Origin of the sequence: Nosocomiicoccus ampullae (assembly GCF_001696685.1) — a bacterium.
Taxonomy (GTDB): Bacteria; Bacillota; Bacilli; order Staphylococcales; family Salinicoccaceae; genus Nosocomiicoccus; species Nosocomiicoccus ampullae_A.
The window spans coordinates 1-17,070 of record NZ_MBFG01000001.1 but is presented as its reverse complement, the minus strand read 5'-3'; the positions used below and the strand labels follow the sequence as shown (position 1 = coordinate 17,070).

23 protein-coding genes are annotated in these 17,070 nt (G+C 37.0%); 8 read left to right on the top strand and 15 right to left on the bottom strand.

Annotated features, from left to right (window positions below; genetic code table 11):
* The 7 genes from lepB to BBS29_RS00085 all read right to left on the bottom strand — a co-directional run bounded on the left by lepB (position 1) and on the right by BBS29_RS00085 (position 5,542).
* The gene (lepB, locus tag BBS29_RS00115) at positions 1-534 is read right to left on the bottom strand and encodes a signal peptidase I (RefSeq protein ID WP_068127781.1); all 534 of its coding nucleotides are present in this window, start codon (positions 532-534) and stop codon (positions 1-3) included.
* Between the two features lie 10 nt (positions 535-544).
* Positions 545-1,147 carry a TVP38/TMEM64 family protein gene (locus BBS29_RS00110; protein ID WP_068127778.1) on the bottom strand — a complete coding sequence of 201 codons (603 nt, stop codon included), beginning with the start codon at positions 1,145-1,147 and terminating at the stop codon, positions 545-547.
* Positions 1,148-1,265: 118 nt separating this feature from the next.
* Positions 1,266-2,459 (bottom strand): ornithine--oxo-acid transaminase, encoded by a 1,194-nt coding sequence (locus tag BBS29_RS00105; RefSeq protein WP_040929361.1) that lies wholly within the window; start codon positions 2,457-2,459, stop codon positions 1,266-1,268.
* A gap of 32 nt (positions 2,460-2,491) precedes the next feature.
* Entirely contained in the window at positions 2,492-4,045 is a 1,554-nt protein-coding gene (gene pruA, locus BBS29_RS00100; RefSeq protein ID WP_371327357.1) for an L-glutamate gamma-semialdehyde dehydrogenase, read from the bottom strand.
* Positions 4,046-4,209: 164 nt separating this feature from the next.
* Positions 4,210-4,593, bottom strand: coding sequence for a S1 domain-containing post-transcriptional regulator Ygs (gene ygs / locus BBS29_RS00095; RefSeq protein ID WP_068127773.1), 384 nt, complete (start codon positions 4,591-4,593; stop codon positions 4,210-4,212).
* A 69-nt stretch (positions 4,594-4,662) separates the two neighbouring features.
* Entirely contained in the window at positions 4,663-4,866 is a 204-nt protein-coding gene (locus tag BBS29_RS00090) for a hypothetical protein (RefSeq protein ID WP_068127769.1), read from the bottom strand.
* An 88-nt stretch (positions 4,867-4,954) separates the two neighbouring features.
* Complete coding sequence (locus BBS29_RS00085) at positions 4,955-5,542, bottom strand: peptidylprolyl isomerase (protein ID WP_068127766.1); 588 nt, start codon at positions 5,540-5,542, stop codon at positions 4,955-4,957.
* Between the two features lie 155 nt (positions 5,543-5,697).
* Here BBS29_RS00085 and BBS29_RS00080 point away from each other — a divergent pair, with 155 nt between their 5' ends.
* From BBS29_RS00080 to mnhG, 7 genes are read left to right on the top strand one after another with little or no spacing between them, the layout of a single operon-like run.
* Complete coding sequence (locus BBS29_RS00080) at positions 5,698-8,091, top strand: Na+/H+ antiporter subunit A (protein WP_068127762.1); 2,394 nt, start codon at positions 5,698-5,700, stop codon at positions 8,089-8,091.
* A complete protein-coding gene (locus BBS29_RS00075) occupies positions 8,075-8,542 on the top strand; it encodes a Na(+)/H(+) antiporter subunit B (protein ID WP_068127760.1) in 468 nt (155 codons plus the stop codon). The genes BBS29_RS00080 and BBS29_RS00075 overlap by 17 nt, the downstream gene beginning before the upstream one ends.
* A complete protein-coding gene (locus BBS29_RS00070) occupies positions 8,542-8,883 on the top strand; it encodes a Na(+)/H(+) antiporter subunit C (RefSeq protein ID WP_040929366.1) in 342 nt (113 codons plus the stop codon). Before BBS29_RS00075 ends, BBS29_RS00070 begins: the two co-directional genes overlap by 1 nt.
* A complete protein-coding gene (locus BBS29_RS00065) occupies positions 8,873-10,366 on the top strand; it encodes a Na+/H+ antiporter subunit D (protein WP_068127758.1) in 1,494 nt (497 codons plus the stop codon). Before BBS29_RS00070 ends, BBS29_RS00065 begins: the two co-directional genes overlap by 11 nt.
* Positions 10,367-10,846 carry a Na+/H+ antiporter subunit E gene (locus tag BBS29_RS00060; RefSeq protein ID WP_068127756.1) on the top strand — a complete coding sequence of 160 codons (480 nt, stop codon included), beginning with the start codon at positions 10,367-10,369 and terminating at the stop codon, positions 10,844-10,846.
* Entirely contained in the window at positions 10,843-11,142 is a 300-nt protein-coding gene (locus BBS29_RS00055; protein WP_068127753.1) for a Na(+)/H(+) antiporter subunit F1, read from the top strand. The genes BBS29_RS00060 and BBS29_RS00055 overlap by 4 nt, the downstream gene beginning before the upstream one ends.
* Positions 11,135-11,536 carry a monovalent cation/H(+) antiporter subunit G gene (gene mnhG, locus BBS29_RS00050; RefSeq protein ID WP_246827393.1) on the top strand — a complete coding sequence of 134 codons (402 nt, stop codon included), beginning with the start codon at positions 11,135-11,137 and terminating at the stop codon, positions 11,534-11,536. The genes BBS29_RS00055 and mnhG overlap by 8 nt, the downstream gene beginning before the upstream one ends.
* Positions 11,537-11,617: 81 nt before the next feature.
* Here mnhG and BBS29_RS00045 read toward each other — a convergent pair whose 3' ends face one another.
* From BBS29_RS00045 to BBS29_RS00010, 8 genes are all read right to left on the bottom strand, one after another.
* Positions 11,618-11,842 (bottom strand): hypothetical protein, encoded by a 225-nt coding sequence (locus tag BBS29_RS00045; RefSeq protein ID WP_068127748.1) that lies wholly within the window; start codon positions 11,840-11,842, stop codon positions 11,618-11,620.
* A gap of 131 nt (positions 11,843-11,973) precedes the next feature.
* Positions 11,974-12,336, bottom strand: coding sequence for a hotdog fold thioesterase (locus BBS29_RS00040; RefSeq protein ID WP_068127746.1), 363 nt, complete (start codon positions 12,334-12,336; stop codon positions 11,974-11,976).
* A complete protein-coding gene (locus BBS29_RS00035) occupies positions 12,329-13,795 on the bottom strand; it encodes a leucyl aminopeptidase family protein (protein ID WP_068127743.1) in 1,467 nt (488 codons plus the stop codon). The genes BBS29_RS00040 and BBS29_RS00035 overlap by 8 nt, the downstream gene beginning before the upstream one ends.
* 10 nt (positions 13,796-13,805) lie before the next feature.
* A complete protein-coding gene (locus tag BBS29_RS00030) occupies positions 13,806-14,123 on the bottom strand; it encodes a YuiB family protein (protein ID WP_052327367.1) in 318 nt (105 codons plus the stop codon).
* Between the two features lie 57 nt (positions 14,124-14,180).
* Entirely contained in the window at positions 14,181-15,392 is a 1,212-nt protein-coding gene (locus BBS29_RS00025) for an NAD(P)/FAD-dependent oxidoreductase (RefSeq protein ID WP_068127739.1), read from the bottom strand.
* 96 nt (positions 15,393-15,488) lie between these two features.
* Positions 15,489-15,848, bottom strand: a complete 360-nt coding sequence (locus BBS29_RS00020; RefSeq protein ID WP_068127736.1) for a HesB/IscA family protein — start codon at positions 15,846-15,848, stop codon at positions 15,489-15,491.
* A 31-nt stretch (positions 15,849-15,879) separates the two neighbouring features.
* Positions 15,880-16,143 (bottom strand): DUF1450 domain-containing protein, encoded by a 264-nt coding sequence (locus BBS29_RS00015; RefSeq protein ID WP_068127732.1) that lies wholly within the window; start codon positions 16,141-16,143, stop codon positions 15,880-15,882.
* Between the two features lie 44 nt (positions 16,144-16,187).
* Positions 16,188-16,430, bottom strand: a complete 243-nt coding sequence (locus BBS29_RS00010; RefSeq protein WP_040929377.1) for a NifU family protein — start codon at positions 16,428-16,430, stop codon at positions 16,188-16,190.
* Positions 16,431-16,530: 100 nt separating this feature from the next.
* Here BBS29_RS00010 and BBS29_RS00005 point away from each other — a divergent pair, with 100 nt between their 5' ends.
* Entirely contained in the window at positions 16,531-16,845 is a 315-nt protein-coding gene (locus tag BBS29_RS00005) for a YuzD family protein (RefSeq protein WP_040929378.1), read from the top strand.
* The last annotated feature ends 225 nt before the right edge of the window (positions 16,846-17,070 follow it).

The following is a 17,070-nucleotide window of genomic DNA, read 5'->3' as shown; positions in this document are numbered from 1 at the left end:
TTAATTAGAGAAATCATTCGATATTTCAGAAAATGGCCAAAATCTTAAGAATACTTTTCCGATAATTTGATCATCCTCTATGAGACCAAATTGCCTTGAATCTTTACTTACTGGACGGTTATCCCCTAACACTAAATATTGTCCCTCAGGAATTACACCATTGACACCGAGGTCTGATAACTCAAAGTTATCTAGATAAGAATTTCCTTTGTACGACACGTATCTTTCATCGATGCGTTCACCGTTGACATACACTTCTTTGTCGACCATTTTAACGTCGTCTCCTGGTACACCGATGACGCGTTTAATGTACGCTTCGCCTTCCTTATTATCAAATACGACAATGTCCCCATGTTCAACGTCATGCATCTTGTAAGATACTTTACTTACAAATACTCTATCTCCATCTATAAATGTTGGCGCCATGCTTGCACCATCAACGACAAATTGTGTGAGTAAAAATTGTCTCACTAAAAATACGACGACAAGGGCGACGACTATCGTCACAACCCATTCTCTAATTTCCTTTAACATACTGCCACTCCTAATTACTGTTCATTTTTCTATTTAAATAACGTTCATATAATTTTGATATCACATATAATACGACTAAAAATACAACTGATAATATAAGTCTCGTTGGTGATGTAAAAAATGTCGTTACATCGTGACCGACAATTGAAATCGATAGTATCATTATAAATTTTGCACCGATTAATATATACAAATAGACGCGTTTTTTTACGTTAGATACTCCAGCTATCACGTTGACAACAGATGAGGGAGTAAATGGTAATGACATTAATATAAATAAAAACGTAAACCCTCTTTTGTCAATGAATTCTCGCATCTTAATTAATGTTTTATGTTTATTAATATAGCGCGTTGCGGGTGCTTTTAAGAAGTTTCTAACGACTAGAAATACTGAATAACTCCCGAGTACACTTCCTAAATAACTCATCAAAAATCCAATAAAAAAGCCATACGCGTTCGTATTTAATATGACGATAACGATCAGTGGTAAAAACGGTAAAAACGATTCTATAAAGACGAGTAATAAGCCGACGAAGATACCTAAGCCATCGAACGCTTCAAATATCTGCTCCAGCCCTTCTTTAGTTGTAAACAATTCGATATATTTCTGCATCGTTTCACCTACCGATTATCGTTTGTTATATTATAACACCTTTTAAATGATGAAGCCTTAGAGAGGCAACAAAAAAACTCTCATACACATATATGTATGAGAGTTTCGGCTTCTAGTATTATTTAGAAAGTACTTCTTTAATTTGGCCAATTGCCCAGTCTAAATCTTCTTTTTCGATAATTAGAGGTGGTGCAAAACGAATGACTGTGTCATGTGTTTCTTTACATAATAGTCCACGCTCTTTTAACGCTTCACAGTATGGTCTCGCATCTTCTGTTAGTTCCATACCGATGAATAATCCGCGTCCACGTACCTCTTTTATGATTGGGTTATCGATTGTTTTAAGTTCTGATTTCATGTACTCACCGAGTTCGTTTGAGCGCTCTGCAAGTTTTTCATCGAGTAAAACGTCGATTGCTGCAATAGATACTGCTGCTGCAAGTGGGTTACCACCGAATGTTGAACCGTGTGATCCAGGAGTCATTAACTCAAGTACTTCTTTGTCTCCAAGCACAACTGATACTGGTAATACTCCACCACCGAGTGCTTTTCCTAAGATGTACATATCTGGTTTAACGTCTTCCCAGTCACATGCGAATAATTTACCACTACGGCCAAGTCCACATTGGATTTCGTCAGCGATCATGAGAACGTTGTTCTCATCACATAACTCACGAACTTCTTTTAAGAAGCCGTCACGTGGGATGTTAATACCTGATTCACCTTGAATCGGCTCTAAGATTACAGCAACTGTATTTTCATTAATTGCCGCTTTTAATGCGTCAATATCACCATAAGGTACAAGTGGGAAACCTGGTACTAATGGGTGGAAGCCGTCTTTATATGCTTCTTCACTTGAAAGTGAAATCGCACCTAACGTACGGCCATGGAAGTTACCATTCATACCGATGATTTCTTGTTTACCATCTTCGATACCTTTCACTTCTTTACCCCAACGACGTGCTGCTTTAATTGCAGATTCAACTGCCTCAGCACCAGTGTTCATAGGAATACCCATTTCTTTTCCAGAAATTTCGTTAAGTTTATCTAACCATTCACCTAAGTTGCTTGAATAGAACGCACGAGATCCAAGTGTTACTTTATCTGCTTGTTCTTTAAGTGCTTCGATAATTTTAGGGTGACGGTGACCTTGGTTTACTGCTGAATATGCTGAAAGCATATCTAAATACTTGTTACCTTCTGGGTCTTTTACCCATACACCTTCTGCCACGTCAACGACGATTGGCAGAGGTTTATATGTTGGTGCTGCTACTTTATCAGCAAGTTGAATGATATCTTTTGATTGTGTCATACTGACACCTCCTATTATAGAAATGAATTATATTAGAACATTTCTGAAGTTGTTTTACCTTGCATGTGGAGTAATAAGTAGTCTGGTCCACCTGCTTTAGAGTCTGTACCTGACATCTTGAATCCACCAAATGGCTGGTATCCAACGATTGCTGCCGTACAACCACGGTTGAAGTATAAGTTACCAACGTGGAAGTCACGACGTGCTTCTTCTAAATGTTCACGGTTGTTAGTGAATACTGCACCTGTTAAACCGTAGTCTGTGTTGTTTGCAAATTTGATTGCTTCAGTGAAGTCTTTAGCTGTTGCGAATCCGACAACTGGTCCAAAGATTTCTTCTCTCATCACTTGGTCATCGTGTTTAAGTCCAGAGAATACTGTTGGATAAACGAAGTGACCTGTTTCATTTTCGATTTTACCACCGATTTCAAGTTTACCTTCTTGTTTACCGATTTCGATGTACTTCTCGATTTTATCTAATGACGCTTGGTCAATAACTGGTCCCATGAAGATATCTTCAGATGGGTCACCAACTGTTAATTCTTTTGTTTTTTCTACTACTTTTGCAAGTAATTCATCATGTACGTCTTCAAGTGCAATTACACGTGAACATGCTGAACATTTTTGTCCAGAGAATCCGAATGCAGAGTTTACAATTGCATCTGCTGCTTCGTCTAGATCTACACCGCTGTCTACAACGATTGTGTCTTTACCACCCATCTCAGCGATTACACGTTTTAAGTTTACTTGTCCTTCGTGAACAACTGCTGCACGTTCATAAATACGTACACCAACGTCACGTGAACCAGTGAATGATACGAATGCAGTATCTTTATGGTCAACTAAGTAGTCACCAATTTCTCTTGATGAACCTGGGATGAAGTTGATTGCACCTTTTGGTAATCCAGCCTCTTCAAGAACTTCAACAAATTTGTACGCAACAACTGGCGTGTTTGAAGAAGGTTTTAATAATACTGTGTTACCTGAAACAAGTGCTGCAGCTGCAGTACCTGCCATGATTGCAAATGAGAAGTTCCAAGGTGAGATAACATATCCAACACCTAAAGGAATGTAATCGAAACGGTTGTATTCATTTGCACGTGATTGTACTGTTTTACCATTCGCTAATTCTAAGTTTTGACGTCCATAGTAGTTTAAGAAGTCGATTGCTTCAGCAACTTCTCCGTCCGCTTCTTTCCATGGTTTACCCGCTTCTTTCACTAAGTGACCAGTAAATTCTGCTTTTCTGTCGCGTACGATTTGTGCTGCTTTGAAAAGAATATCTGAACGCATTGAGAATGAAGTTTTTCTCCATGATTCAAATGTTTCTTTTGCAACTTCCATCGCTTGGTCTGCTTCTTTACGTGTCGCTTGTGAAACGTATCCGATGATTTCTGATTTGTTTGCTGGGTTGTATACCTCACTTTTATCTTCAGTGAAAATTCTTTCACCGTTAATAACTAATGGGAATTCTTGACCGAAGATCTTTTGAGCTTCTTTAATTCCCTCTTTAACCCATGCTTTGTTTTCTTCTTTCGTATAGTCCACGAATGGTTCGTGTCTATAGTGATTCATAGAGTAATCCATAAAAAAGTATCCTCCTAAAAATAGTTTATCTTCTATTATAATCTCACATTACTATATGAGTATTCAAGCTATTAGATAGTTTTGTATAAACTTACAAATCTATGTATTATTAGTTCGTTTTTTGTAAACTAAAAAAATAAAAGACTTAGCGCTTGCTAAGTCTTTTACCGGTCATACATTTGTTCTTTTGCCTCTTTAATCCAAATAGGCATACGTTGTCGTAGGGAGTCAAAACCGTATTTTTCGGTTTGTTCAATCGTATCTAATATCGATTTTTCTGCCTTTTTCTTACACTTTTGCTTGAAGTATTCATTCTCTTTTAAGGTCAGATTTAATTTCCCATCCCTATCGTTCACTGCTAAAATTTTGCACTTTACAATCTGCCCTTTTGAAAGATAATGATGGATATTATGTACGAAGTTATCCATCACTTCTGAAATATGGATAAGTCCTTCTACACCATCCATCGTTTTGACAAAAGCACCGTATGGCCGAACGTTTGTTACTTTTACTTTAACAAATTGACCTGCTCGGTAGTGTTTTGTCACGAAAAAACCCCACTTCTATAACACTATTGTATAATAGCATATTTTAAGTGAGGCTTCCATTTATTCTATCTATTTATGATGATCGTCATGCACGTCTGAATTTATTTTATTTAAAACTTCTTGTTCGAACTCTTGTGCACGTTGTTCTTGTTTTTTTGAATATTTTCGAATTAATACGAACGCTACATACGCTAATACGATACAAACAACGAGCGTAATAATTCCAGGAATATATTCAGTTTTATCTTCAGGGAAATAAAGAAATTCCATCATAAGTCATTCACACACCTTTACCTTATTAGTATAACAAATTATGCGGATTTTCCTACGATGAAATTCTGACAATTATTTGTCGACTGAATTATAAAACTTCAATCGTTTCGATAACGATGTCCTCTACTGGTTTATCCATTGGACCAGTTGTTACACTTGCGATATCATCGACAACGTCCATTCCTTCGATCACTTGACCGAAAACAGTGTGGCGGTTATCTAACCATGGTGTTCCACCGAGGTCAGCATACGTTTTAATTACCTCTTCAGGATATCCAGCACCTTCTAATTGACCGAGCATGTTCATCGGAACACGAATCGCTTCTACGATGAAAAACTGTGAGCCGTTCGTGTTTGGTCCACGGTTTGCCATTGATAACGCACCACGGAAGTTAAATAACTCTTCGTGGAACTCATCTTCGAAGTCCTCATCCCAAATACTTACTCCACCCATACCAGTACCTGTAGGGTCTCCACCTTGAATCATGAAATCTTTAATAATTCTGTGGAGAATTTGACCATCGTAATAGCCGTTTTTAGCATGTGTGACGAAGTTTTCTACAGTTTTCGGTGCTTTATCTGCAAATAGTCGAACTGTAATGTCACCTTTATTTGTTTTAATAACGACACTTTGTTCGTTTTCTAATACTGTTTTGTCCATTTGTGAAAATGCCATTGATCTTTCCTCCAATATTTCAACATTACTTAAATTGTTGTATGATTAAACTTCATTTTGTTCCAACAGTCATTATAGAACATATCGTGTTCATTTAAAACCGATATTAATTCATGTATAATAAAGTCATATAATTGTGAGAAGGAGGTTATGGTGTGACGTTATTACATTTTTTAATATTACTACCATTAATAGCAGCTGTTATTATACCGGTAGTGTATAAATATCAAAAAGACATCCATCTCGGATGGTTTGTACTACCAGTACCATTCGTTATCGTGTCTTATTTATTTACGTTAATACCAACTGTAAAAAGTGGGTCAAACATCTACTACACGTTAAACTTTATGCCAAAAATCGGCATGAACTTCGATGTATACATAGATGGCCTTGGATTACTTTTTGCCATTTTGATATCTGGAATTGGAACGTTAGTCGTTCTATATTCGATTGGATATCTTTCAAAAGATGAAAAACTCGGTAACTTTTACGTCTACCTCTTAATGTTCATGGCAGCGATGCTCGGTGTTGTGACAATTGATAACGTTTTAATGTTATATATGTTTTGGGAGTTGACGTCGATCTCGAGTTTCTTACTCATCGCGTTTTGGACGACAAAAGAACGTTCAACTTACGGCGCTCAAAAATCGATGTTAATTACGATGTTCGGTGGTTTTATGATGCTCGGTGGTTTCATTTTACTTAGCATTATTACGGAAACATTTAGCATTCGAGAAATGATTGCTTCATCAGATGTGATCGCATCAAGTGGTGTTGGAGTCATTGCACTCGTGTTAATTTTACTCGGTGCATTTACAAAATCAGCTCAGTTTCCGTTTTATATTTGGTTACCTGATGCAATGGAAGCACCAACTCCAGTCAGTGCTTATTTACACTCTGCAACGATGGTTAAAGCAGGGCTATATTTAGTTGCGCGCTTTACACCAGTGTTTATGTGGAGCTTAACGTGGGTCAATACGATTTTAATTATCGGACTCATTACACTCGCATGGGCATCATTTAACGCAGTCGTTAAAGATGATATGAAAGCAGTACTCGCATTTTCTACCGTGTCTCAACTCGGTTTAATTATGTCATTACTCGGGCTTGGAGCTTTAGCTGTCACTGCTGGTTTTAATGAAGAAATATTTACAGTCGCAGTCATTGCTGCAGTATTTCATATTATTAACCACGCGACGTTTAAAGGTGCGCTATTCATGGTGACAGGGATTGTCGATCACCAAACAGGTACGCGTAGCATTAAACGACTCGGTGCGTTAATGACGATTATGCCAATCAGTTTTACAATTACGTTAATTACTGCATTTTCTATGGCAGGACTTCCGCCATTTAATGGATTTTTATCTAAAGAAATGTTCTTAGAAGCGATGTTTGAAATTTCTCAGTCGAACATCACTATATTAAGTACGATTAGTGTTTTATTCCCATTACTTGCGATTCTCGGAAGTATATTTACTTTCGTCTATTCGATGAAATTAATATTTGGGGTATTTACTGGAGAATCATTTGATACTCCAAAAGAACCTTCTGAAGCACCGATGCTGATGTTAATTTCACCAGTTATTTTAGCTTCACTCGTCGTCATTATCGGCTTATTCCCGAACATTTTATCGAATACGATTATTAGTCCAGCGGCCAGTGCAATTTTAGATCGTCAAAACTTTGTCGACGTATCGATTAGTTTTTGGCACGGTGTAACACCTGCTTTACTCTCTACGATTTTAATCGTCTTAGTCGGAGCACTACTCTACTACTTTAGAGAAAGCTGGATGTTTATTTACGATTATATTAAGGAGCGTTTTACGTTAAATAACTTCTATGACCAGTCACTCGTAAACAGTACAAAATACTCTAACAAAGTAACGAATACATTATCTACAGGATTTTTAAGAACATACCTACTGTATATATTCGGCTTCTTAACAATTTTTAGTATCGTTACGATGTTTAGAACTGGTTTAAATTTAAGTCTTACAGATCTTGCACCTATAGGAATTCAAGAAGTGATTCTAATTGTTGTTATATTAGTTTCACTCGGAATTATTATGATTACAAAATCTCGTATGGTCAGTATTATTATGCTCGGTGCAGTTGGATTTAGTATGGCGTTATTCTTCGTATTCTTTAGAGCGCCGGACTTAGCATTAACTCAACTCGCGATTGAAACTGTAACGACGACTCTATTCTTAGTATGTTTCTATCACTTACCTAAAGTGAGTAAGTTACCAGAAACACGTCAGTTTAAATTAACGAACTTCATCGTTGCAGTAATGGTCGGAGCAGTTTCGATTTTAATTGGATTATCTGCATACAGTCATCGTATATTCGAATCGATTTCTGAATATCATATCGAACACGTATATGACTTAGCTGCAGGTAAAAATATGGTAAACGTTATTCTCGTTGACTTCCGTGGTTACGATACTGTGTTTGAAACAGTGGTATTCGCAATCGCCGGAATCGGTATTTACATTTTAATGAGAATGACAAGCCTAAGAAAGGATGATGAAAATGAAGAGCACACTTAAAAGAGCCGGCTATAAGACACTCCATCGACAAATGAACGATGTGCATTTACAGTACATCTCTAAAGTTGCGTTTTTCATCATCACGATGTTTAGTTTGAACTTATTCTTTGCAGGGCACTATACGCCAGGTGGAGGATTCGTCGGTGGATTACTCATGAGTTCAGCAGTGCTACTCTTACTGATTGCTTATGATGTAAAGACGTTAAAGAAGATGCTACCGATTCCGTTAAAATTATTAATATCACTCGGGTTACTGTTCGCTATTGGAGTCCCGTTCTTATTAATGATGTTCGGTAATCCGTTCTTTACACATGCTTTAACAGATGTTTACATTCCATTATTAGGTGACGTGCATATCCACTCTGCAGTGTTCTTTGACCTCGGTGTCTTTTTAGTCGTATTCGGGGCAACGATACTCATTTTAATCGCAGTTGGAGGGGTGAAGGATTAATGGAATTTGTAATGATTATTCTTTCAGGTGTACTCATCGGATGTGCGACGTACTTAATCCTCTCTAAAGGTGTGTTAAGAATTATTATCGGTATTTCGGTATTATCCCACGGTGTTCACCTTATGTTACTCACGATGGGACAGTTAAAGCGCGGAAACGTTCCTATTCTAGATGAACGTGTCGAAGTGTATACCGATCCGTTACCACAAGCGATGATTCTTACAGCAATCGTTATATCGTTTGCACTGACTGCTTATAGTCTAGTGCTTGCGTTAAACAACTATAAAGTACTCGGTACAGATGATACTGAAGACATGAAAGGAAGAGACGATGGTTATTAACTTATTACTTATATTGCCATTAGTCATTCCAGGTCTTGCTGCGGTGATTATGTTACTCGTCGGTAGAAACCCTGTGTTACACCGAGCAATCACAACACTCGCAAGTATCTTAATGGTAATTTTTTCAATAGTTATTGTACAGCGTATATATACAGATGGTGTGTTAGTTACAAATATTGGTAACTGGCCTGCACCATTTGGAATTACAGTCGTTTATGATATGTTAAGTGCTTTACTCGTATTAACGACATCGATCATACTGTTTTTCGTTACAGTCTATTCGTTCCAATCGATTGGCGTTAATAACGAACGTTATTTCTATTATCCAATGATGTTATTTATGATCATGGGTGTAAACGGCGCGTTTACTACTGGAGATATTTTCAACATGTTTGTATTCTTCGAAGTGTTTTTAATCGCGTCATATGTATTACTTACAATTGGTAGTAGTACGATTCAGTTACGAGAAGGCTTTAAATATTTAGTCGTTAATATTATTTCATCGAACTTTTTAGTACTTGGAATTGGATTTTTATATTCTGTTGTTGGTAGTTTAAACATGGCAGATATCCACGTGAAGCTATCTAATTATGACGGTAATTTAACGGTCATTACGTTAATCGGTGTCGTTATTATGTTTGTATTCTTAACTAAAGCAGCGGTATTCCCGCTCTACTTCTGGTTACCAGATTCATATAACGCACCACCAATCCCAATACTTGCAGCGTTCGGTGCATTACTGACAAAAGTCGGTGTGTACGCACTGATGCGTACGTACAGTCTATTTTTCAATTTAGACTATAGCTATATTAGTACTGTTTTACTCGTCTTATCGATCTTAACGATTATTATCGGATGTATTGGTGCGATTTCAACGTACGACATGAAGATGGTCATCATCTATAACATTATGATTGCGATTGGGTTTATTATCTCAGCTGTCGCAATGCTCGATTTAGATGGTATGATCGGTAGTATTTACTACCTCATTCATGACATGATTATTAAAACAGCGTTATTCTTACTCGTTGGTTTTATCATTTATAGAACTGGTAAACATAACGCAAAAGATATACACGGCTTAATGTCAGTTCACCCAGTCGTTGGTTGGACATTCTTCTTAGCAGGATTATCACTTGCAGGAGTTCCACCATTCCCTGGTTTTTTCGGTAAAGTGTATATCGTGAAATCATTATTTATAAATGAACACTATATTTCAGGCGTCATTATTTTATTCTCTAGTTTAGTGATTCTATACAGTATTATGAGAGTATTTATACACGTGTTCTTCGGTGAACACGCTGTAGAAGAAGAGTTAAAACCAATGAAGACTGATAAACTGCTCTTTAGTGCGGTTGGACTCGTTATCGTATCCATCGTATTCGGTTTAAGTGCAGATTTCTTATATCCATACTTTGAAATGGCTGCACAAGCACTCGCAGATCCGTTTGTTTACTCAGAATATATTATGGGGGTGGAGTAAATGGCAATACAAGTATTACTCAATTTCTTACTCGCATTCCTTTGGGCGTTTATGAACAACAGTTTTACAGTGAGCACTCTCGTGATGGGGTATTTAATGGGGCTAATTGCCGTATCCATATTACGTAACTTCTTACCAGGTACGTTTTACCTCATCCGCGTATGGAGAATTGTTAAGTTATTCTTCGTATTCGTTTATGAGTTACTCGTTGCAAACATCGAAGTTGTAAAAATCGTCCTTCAACCAAAAATGAACGTATACCCTGGATTCTATGCGTATCCGTGTGATTTACAAAAGGATTGGGAAGTCGTACTTCTATCTTCTCTTATCACGTTAACACCAGGTACAGTCGTCGTTGCAATTAGTGATGACTTTAAGACGCTATATATCCACGGGGTAAACTTAGTCGATGCCGATAAAGAAATCGAGGCTATTAAAAACTCATTTGAACGTCTCATTAAAGAGGTGGGTCGTCCATGATTTCATTTTTACAAGTCATATTCATTATCGCAATTATTGGAATGGCAGTCGCGCTCGTTATCGCATCGTATAGAATTATTAAAGGACCGACGTTACACGATAAAATCGTAGCGTTAGATGCGTTTGGAGTTATGTTAATGGGAACAATCGGGATTTTCTCAGTCCTACTTGACACTCCGTACTTAATCGTTGTAATTATGATTATCGGTATGCTCGGTGCTGTCAGTACAATCGCAATGGCGAAGTTTTTAGAGAAAGGATGGGTGATCGATCATGATAGAGATCCTGATGACTAGTATCGTAACGATACTCGTATTAAGTGGGGTATTCTTTTCAATCGTTGCAGGAATCGGTATCGTGAGACTTCCGGACATGTACTCACGACTCCACGCAGCAAGTAAAAGTTCAACACTCGGTGTATCACTCGTTCTACTCGCTGTTTTCTTATACTTTTGGTATTTTGAAGAGCGATTTGAAATCACATTGCTACTCGCACTCGTATTCATTTACATCATTGCACCAACAGGTGCACATATGCTTGCAAGAAGTGCCTTCCACTCAGATGTAGAGCCGTATAAACTAACAATCTTAAACGAATTACGACGTGACGAACTTGGATACGAAGAACTCACAGAAGAAGATAAATTAAAAATTGAACAACGTAAAAAAGAGCAAGAACTTGATGAATAACAAAACGCCCATTCTAGAAGGCTAGAATGGGCGTATTTTTGTGGATTGAATTTTGGGTTTATATCATTTCTGTTAAATATCTCATCGATCTACCAATTCTTTAAAAATTTCATCATCTTCAGTTAAAATTTCATTTATCAAGTTTAAATCTAAATTGTTTTTCTTAACTTCTAATGATATTTTATCGTTATCTTCAATGAATTGAATTGTATCATTTACATTAACATCTAAGGCTTTTAAAACATTCTCTGGGATTTCTACATTAATAACTTTATTATTAATTTTGAGTTCGCTTAAAATTTTCATACAAATCACCTCATGTTCTATTTATATAAAAATGTTGTTTTAATATTATACCATGAAGATAATTATTATTAATTAATTTCTCCTTACAAAATACCTCCCTAAACCTATTTTTGATTTAGAGAGGTATAAGTTTACTTCATATTCGTCAAAGTCATTCGTCCAACTGCTGTGATTTTTCCTTCATCGTTTATAATTTCTGCTGTCCAAACTTGTGTTGTTCTACCGATATGAACTGGTACTGCTGTTGTTGTCAGTTTACCTGATGATACCGGTCGAATATGGTTGACGTTGATTTCAACGCCAGCTGCATATCCTTCTTCAACGTTTTCAGTACCACCAAGTGACGCTGCTGTTTCGATTAAGACAGCATTCATACCACCGTGTACGATACCAAATGGTTGGTGCATTTCTTCAGTAATATCGACTTCAATGACCGCACGTTTCTTATTTAACTCAATGATTTCGATGTTAAATGCTTCTAGTAAATTAGTCATACATAGAACCGTCTAAAATGTAGTCAACGACTGTACGGATCATTACACCACTCGCAGCTTTTGGACCATATGCATTTTGTTTTGCAAACTGCGATGTACCAGCGATATCAAAGTGTAACCACGGATAATCTTCAGTAAACTGATTAATAAATGCCGCTGCAAACGATGCACCGCCGTATGGACGTAAGTTACTGTTTAAAATATCTGCAACTTCTGTTTCTTTTACTGCCGCTTCATCGGATTCATCCATCGGTAAGTGCCATAACTTTTCGCCGACTTTTTCTGATGATTTTAAAACGTCTTCTAAGTATTGTCTACTTTGGTTTGTAAATAAACCTGTACGTGACTCTCCGAGTGCTCCGATTACAGCTCCAGTGAGTGTCGCAAAGTCCATAATTACAACTGGTTTATGTGTAATTGCTTCAGTAACCGCATCCCCAAGAACGAGACGTCCTTCTGCATCTGTATTTGTAATTTCAACGCTTAACCCGTTTTTAGCGATGACGACGTCATCTGGACGGTTTGCATTGCCTTTTACCATATTTTCAGCGAGCGCAAGTACCGCTACAACATTCACTTCACGTTTTTGATCGACGAGTGTCTTCATCATACCAAGTACGTTTGCTGCTCCACTCATATCGTATTTCATCGACACCATGCCTGTACGTGGTTTTAATGAATAACCACCTGAATCGTAAGTGATTCCTTTACCAACAAGTGCTATAGGTGCTTTATCGCTATTTTTGTACTCGATCGTAACGAGTCTTGGTTTTCTCTCAGAACCGTCACCGACTGAATGAAGGAGACCATAGCCTTCTTCTTTAAGTGTTTTGTCGTCTTTTACTGAAATTGTAACGTTGTCTTTTCCAGAAAATTCTTTTTCAATTAACTCGACTAGAGATTCCGGATATAGTACGTTTGGAGGCATTTCGCTTAAGTTACGACTAAAGTTCATCGCCTCTCCAGCTTGTTGACCTTCTTTCAGTTTGTCTTCGTTTACCTCTTTATTAAAAGATAACGTTAACTCATAAGGTTTAAAATCTTTTTTATAGTTGAACGGCTCGTATACACTAATTTCACCCATTAAGCCGACGTCGTATAAAAAATCGTCGTCTGAACTAAATGAGTCAACGTATAGATACGCATCTGTTACTTTATCTTTTTTAAGTGCTTGTAATACTGTACCGAACGCTTCTTGAAGCTTTAATTGTGTTAAGTCTTCAGATTTACCGAGACCAACTGTATATACTTTTCTTACGTTTGTTTGTAACACTGCACTCGATGATTCGATTTTTTTGAATTTTGACTGGATGACTCCAGCATCAATATATGATTTAAAGTTCCCATTAAATAATGCATCGAGTTCTTCGAAGTTTGAGTCGTTTTCAAAGTCTTCTTTTACACCGATGACGATTGCTTTGTTGTTGTCGTTTAAATTACTTTCAAAATTGTACTTCATATACTCACTCCTAGAACATTTGATAGCCAAGCTTACGTAAGTAGCGTATTGTTAATCCGGCTAATATAATACCGATAAAACCACTTAATAATATAATTACGTCAAAAATTTGGACGTTAATAATATTACTCCACGCTTCTTTAAATGCAGTGTTTGGCGATTTTATGTACTCTACAGTATCAATTCTGTCGATGATTAAAACAACGATTACAGGATAAACAACTGCCATAATCCACGTCATTTTTAAAATCATATTTAATATAAAACTAATACCGTAAAAGAGTACAAAATATAAAATGATAGATATAAATACTTGAACGATATTCACCGTGACACCTCTATTAAAAAAGCATGAGTATGACGAATACTCATGCTTAAAATTTTCTTACAAGAATTTACCTTTTGTGAATCCTAGTACTGGTCCACCAATTTTAGCGACTGCACGTGTATCGATTACTTTCTTCATAAATGCAGCTGATTTACCTTTAATTTCTTTACCATAAACGACACCGATACCGTTTTTAGCACCTAATGAACAAACTGTTCCTTTATCGTCATATACGAATGGTTCAACTTTTTTACCACGTAATTTTGCAGCGATAATTTTTGCAGTGTGTTCACCAAGTTGCATCGCAATTTGTGCTGTCGTTGGATATGGACGTGCGTTTTCGCCTGTTCCGTTCATAACCGCTGAAACGTCACCGATTGCGTATACGTTGTCGTATCCTTCGATTGTTAAGTCATCTTTAACGATGATTCTACCGCGCATAACGCCGTCGAAGTTTTCTTCCATTAACTTGTTACCACGAACCCCTGCAGTCCAGATTCTGTTGTTTGCTTTAACTGTTTCTTCTTTATCGTTAATTTTAACGACGAATCCTTCTTCGTTTGCAGCAACGATTGGTGTTCCGAGTAAGAACTTAACGCCTTTACTTTCTAAGTACTTTTTAGCGTAACCGCTGAGATCTTCACTGAACATCGGTAACATTGAAGGCATTGCTTCTACACACGTAATGCTTACGTCGTCGTAGTTAATACCTAAGTTGTCACATAAGATTGGAAGTGAATCTACTAATTCACCGAGGTACTCAATACCTGTGAATCCTGCACCACCAACTACGATTGCTAAGTCATTTTTATCTTTAGACTCTAAGTAGTTGTTGAAGTTCTTTTCAACTAATGCACGTGCTTTAAGTGCAGTTTGTGGGCTCGTAATTGATTCAGCATGTTCAGCCATTCCTTCAATTCCGAATGTTTCTGATTCGAAACCTAATGCAACGATTAAAATGTCATACTCGACATTTCCTTTTGTCGTTTCAACTACTTGGCTGTCTTTATCGATTTTTGTTACTTCAGCAACAACGAAGTTTGTTTTCATGTTGTCTACAACTTTATTAATTGGGTAAACGCCGTCTTCCCAGTTAATCGTACCTGCAGCTGTTTCATGTAACCATGTTGCTTCGTAGTGGTACTCATTTTTATTGATTAAAGTAATATCTGCTTCAGATAAACCTAATTCTTTTTGAAGACCAACTAATGCGCTAAGACCCGCGTATCCTCCACCGAGGATTACAATTTTCTTTCTTTCGAAACTCATCACTACATCTCCTAAATTTTTATAATATAAAAACGCTAATATATATAACATAATATTAGCGTTTCCAAGCATATATTTCAAGCATTCCCTAACAATTTAACATTGTTCTGGAGTGCCTTTATTTGTTTTTGTTCTAAATGATGCTCCGCATCCACATGCAACGCTCGCTAGAGGGTTATCAATCGTGAATCCACCACCGAGTAACGACTCTTTAAAATCGATTGTCGTACCATCGACGACTCCGATATCAAACTTATCCACTAACACGCTCACTCCGTGATGTGTAAATACTAAATCACGCTCAGTAGGTTCTTCTTCAGCAGCCATACCATACGTTAGACCCGTACAACCGCCACCCTCAACTTTAAAACGTAAATAGCCGTCTTGCATGTTATTATCTTCTAACATCGTTCTTACTTTATCTGCAGCAGCTTTTGTTAATGTCACTCGACTCATTTTTGTCACCTCTCTGATTCACTTATCTTTATTATAATGAATCTTTGATATAATCAAAAATATCTGGCTCGTCATCTTTTTTTAATTGTTCTAATACACGAACGAGTAGTTGTTCATCTGTCTTTGCCGCAACGCGTTTTCCTTCTACGATACAAAACGCAGTCCGACTACATACACCACAATCATTCGTGCATTCGTAATCCATAACGTCCACATCGTCTTTATCCATTAAGTGTTCGTAGGTGTGTTTAGACGTTTTTTCAATGTTTGATCGGCAAAATTCTACGAGTTTCATATGATCACCATAAAAATAAAAACTAGAGAATTGACTCTCTAGTTTTAGAATACTTGTTCAATTTCAACGAAACCAGGTACTTCTTCTAGTAATGCGCGTTCGATACCCGCTTTAAGTGTAATCGTTGAACTTGGGCATGTACCACATGCACCGAGTAAACGTAACATAACGACGCCATCTTCAACGTCAACGAGTTCAACGTCTCCGCCATCTCTTAATAAGAACGGACGTAATTTATCTAAAACCGCATCAACTTGTTCATACATAGTGTCTTTTGTTGTTGCCATATATATATCACTCCAAAAACGTTTATAGAGAAATCACTCTGTAAATATATTATAATAGATTAAAAGATAAAAATCTATCGGTATATAGGAGGATTCGTATATGAGCTATTCAGTAAATGTCTACGGAAGAGACGTCATTTGCGCGAGCTGTGTAAACGCACCGAGTTCAAAAGATACGTATCAGTGGTTAGAAGCATTATTCAGTAAAAAATATCCAGACGCGGACATTCGTGTAAACTACATCGACATCGACCGCGACGAAAACTTTTCAGACTACGACGAAGAGTTAATAGAACAAATCAACAACGACGAGTTATTTTATCCACTCGTCACAATCAACGACGAAGTCATTCAAGACGGTTACGTCCAATTAAAACCAATCACAAAATGGTTTGAAAAAAATGGTGTTGAATAAGACTTTGTGGTGTTGTACGACGCGCTCACTTCGGTGAGCGTTTTTTTGTGGCGTGGTTTGTGTTTTTTTATCCTAAAACAGAGATAAGACTTCTTCTTAAGATTTTATTTAACAATAATTTCGTGACTTTGTTATATATCTCGATTTATTTAACAAATATCGAGTCGTCGACCCGTTTTTTGTTAATTATATTTTTTTATCTAACAAAAACAGTGCGAGATCCTG

What these genes read in the sequence shown, in the direction of transcription:
- BBS29_RS00010 (WP_040929377.1), bottom strand. Translation starts at nt 16,430, where the DNA reads ATGGCAACAACAAAAGACACTATGTATGAACAAGTTGATGCGGTTTTA.
- BBS29_RS00040 (WP_068127746.1), bottom strand. Translation starts at nt 12,336, where the DNA reads ATGACTAATTTACTAGAAGCATTTAACATCGAAATCATTGAGTTAAAT.
- BBS29_RS00060 (WP_068127756.1), top strand. Translation starts at nt 10,367, where the DNA reads ATGGCAATACAAGTATTACTCAATTTCTTACTCGCATTCCTTTGGGCG.
- BBS29_RS00005 (WP_040929378.1), top strand. Translation starts at nt 16,531, where the DNA reads ATGAGCTATTCAGTAAATGTCTACGGAAGAGACGTCATTTGCGCGAGC.
- BBS29_RS00055 (WP_068127753.1), top strand. Translation starts at nt 10,843, where the DNA reads ATGATTTCATTTTTACAAGTCATATTCATTATCGCAATTATTGGAATG.
- pruA (WP_371327357.1), bottom strand. Translation starts at nt 4,045, where the DNA reads ATGGATTACTCTATGAATCACTATAGACACGAACCATTCGTGGACTAT.
- BBS29_RS00035 (WP_068127743.1), bottom strand. Translation starts at nt 13,795, where the DNA reads ATGAAGTACAATTTTGAAAGTAATTTAAACGACAACAACAAAGCAATC.
- lepB (WP_068127781.1), bottom strand. Translation starts at nt 534, where the DNA reads ATGTTAAAGGAAATTAGAGAATGGGTTGTGACGATAGTCGTCGCCCTT.
- BBS29_RS00085 (WP_068127766.1), bottom strand. Translation starts at nt 5,542, where the DNA reads ATGGCATTTTCACAAATGGACAAAACAGTATTAGAAAACGAACAAAGT.
- BBS29_RS00090 (WP_068127769.1), bottom strand. Translation starts at nt 4,866, where the DNA reads ATGATGGAATTTCTTTATTTCCCTGAAGATAAAACTGAATATATTCCT.
- BBS29_RS00015 (WP_068127732.1), bottom strand. Translation starts at nt 16,143, where the DNA reads ATGAAACTCGTAGAATTTTGCCGATCAAACATTGAAAAAACGTCTAAA.
- BBS29_RS00025 (WP_068127739.1), bottom strand. Translation starts at nt 15,392, where the DNA reads ATGAGTTTCGAAAGAAAGAAAATTGTAATCCTCGGTGGAGGATACGCG.
- BBS29_RS00045 (WP_068127748.1), bottom strand. Translation starts at nt 11,842, where the DNA reads ATGAAAATTTTAAGCGAACTCAAAATTAATAATAAAGTTATTAATGTA.
- BBS29_RS00020 (WP_068127736.1), bottom strand. Translation starts at nt 15,848, where the DNA reads ATGAGTCGAGTGACATTAACAAAAGCTGCTGCAGATAAAGTAAGAACG.
- mnhG (WP_246827393.1), top strand. Translation starts at nt 11,135, where the DNA reads ATGACTAGTATCGTAACGATACTCGTATTAAGTGGGGTATTCTTTTCA.
- BBS29_RS00065 (WP_068127758.1), top strand. Translation starts at nt 8,873, where the DNA reads ATGGTTATTAACTTATTACTTATATTGCCATTAGTCATTCCAGGTCTT.
- BBS29_RS00110 (WP_068127778.1), bottom strand. Translation starts at nt 1,147, where the DNA reads ATGCAGAAATATATCGAATTGTTTACAACTAAAGAAGGGCTGGAGCAG.
- BBS29_RS00070 (WP_040929366.1), top strand. Translation starts at nt 8,542, where the DNA reads ATGGAATTTGTAATGATTATTCTTTCAGGTGTACTCATCGGATGTGCG.
- BBS29_RS00075 (WP_068127760.1), top strand. Translation starts at nt 8,075, where the DNA reads ATGAAGAGCACACTTAAAAGAGCCGGCTATAAGACACTCCATCGACAA.
- BBS29_RS00105 (WP_040929361.1), bottom strand. Translation starts at nt 2,459, where the DNA reads ATGACACAATCAAAAGATATCATTCAACTTGCTGATAAAGTAGCAGCA.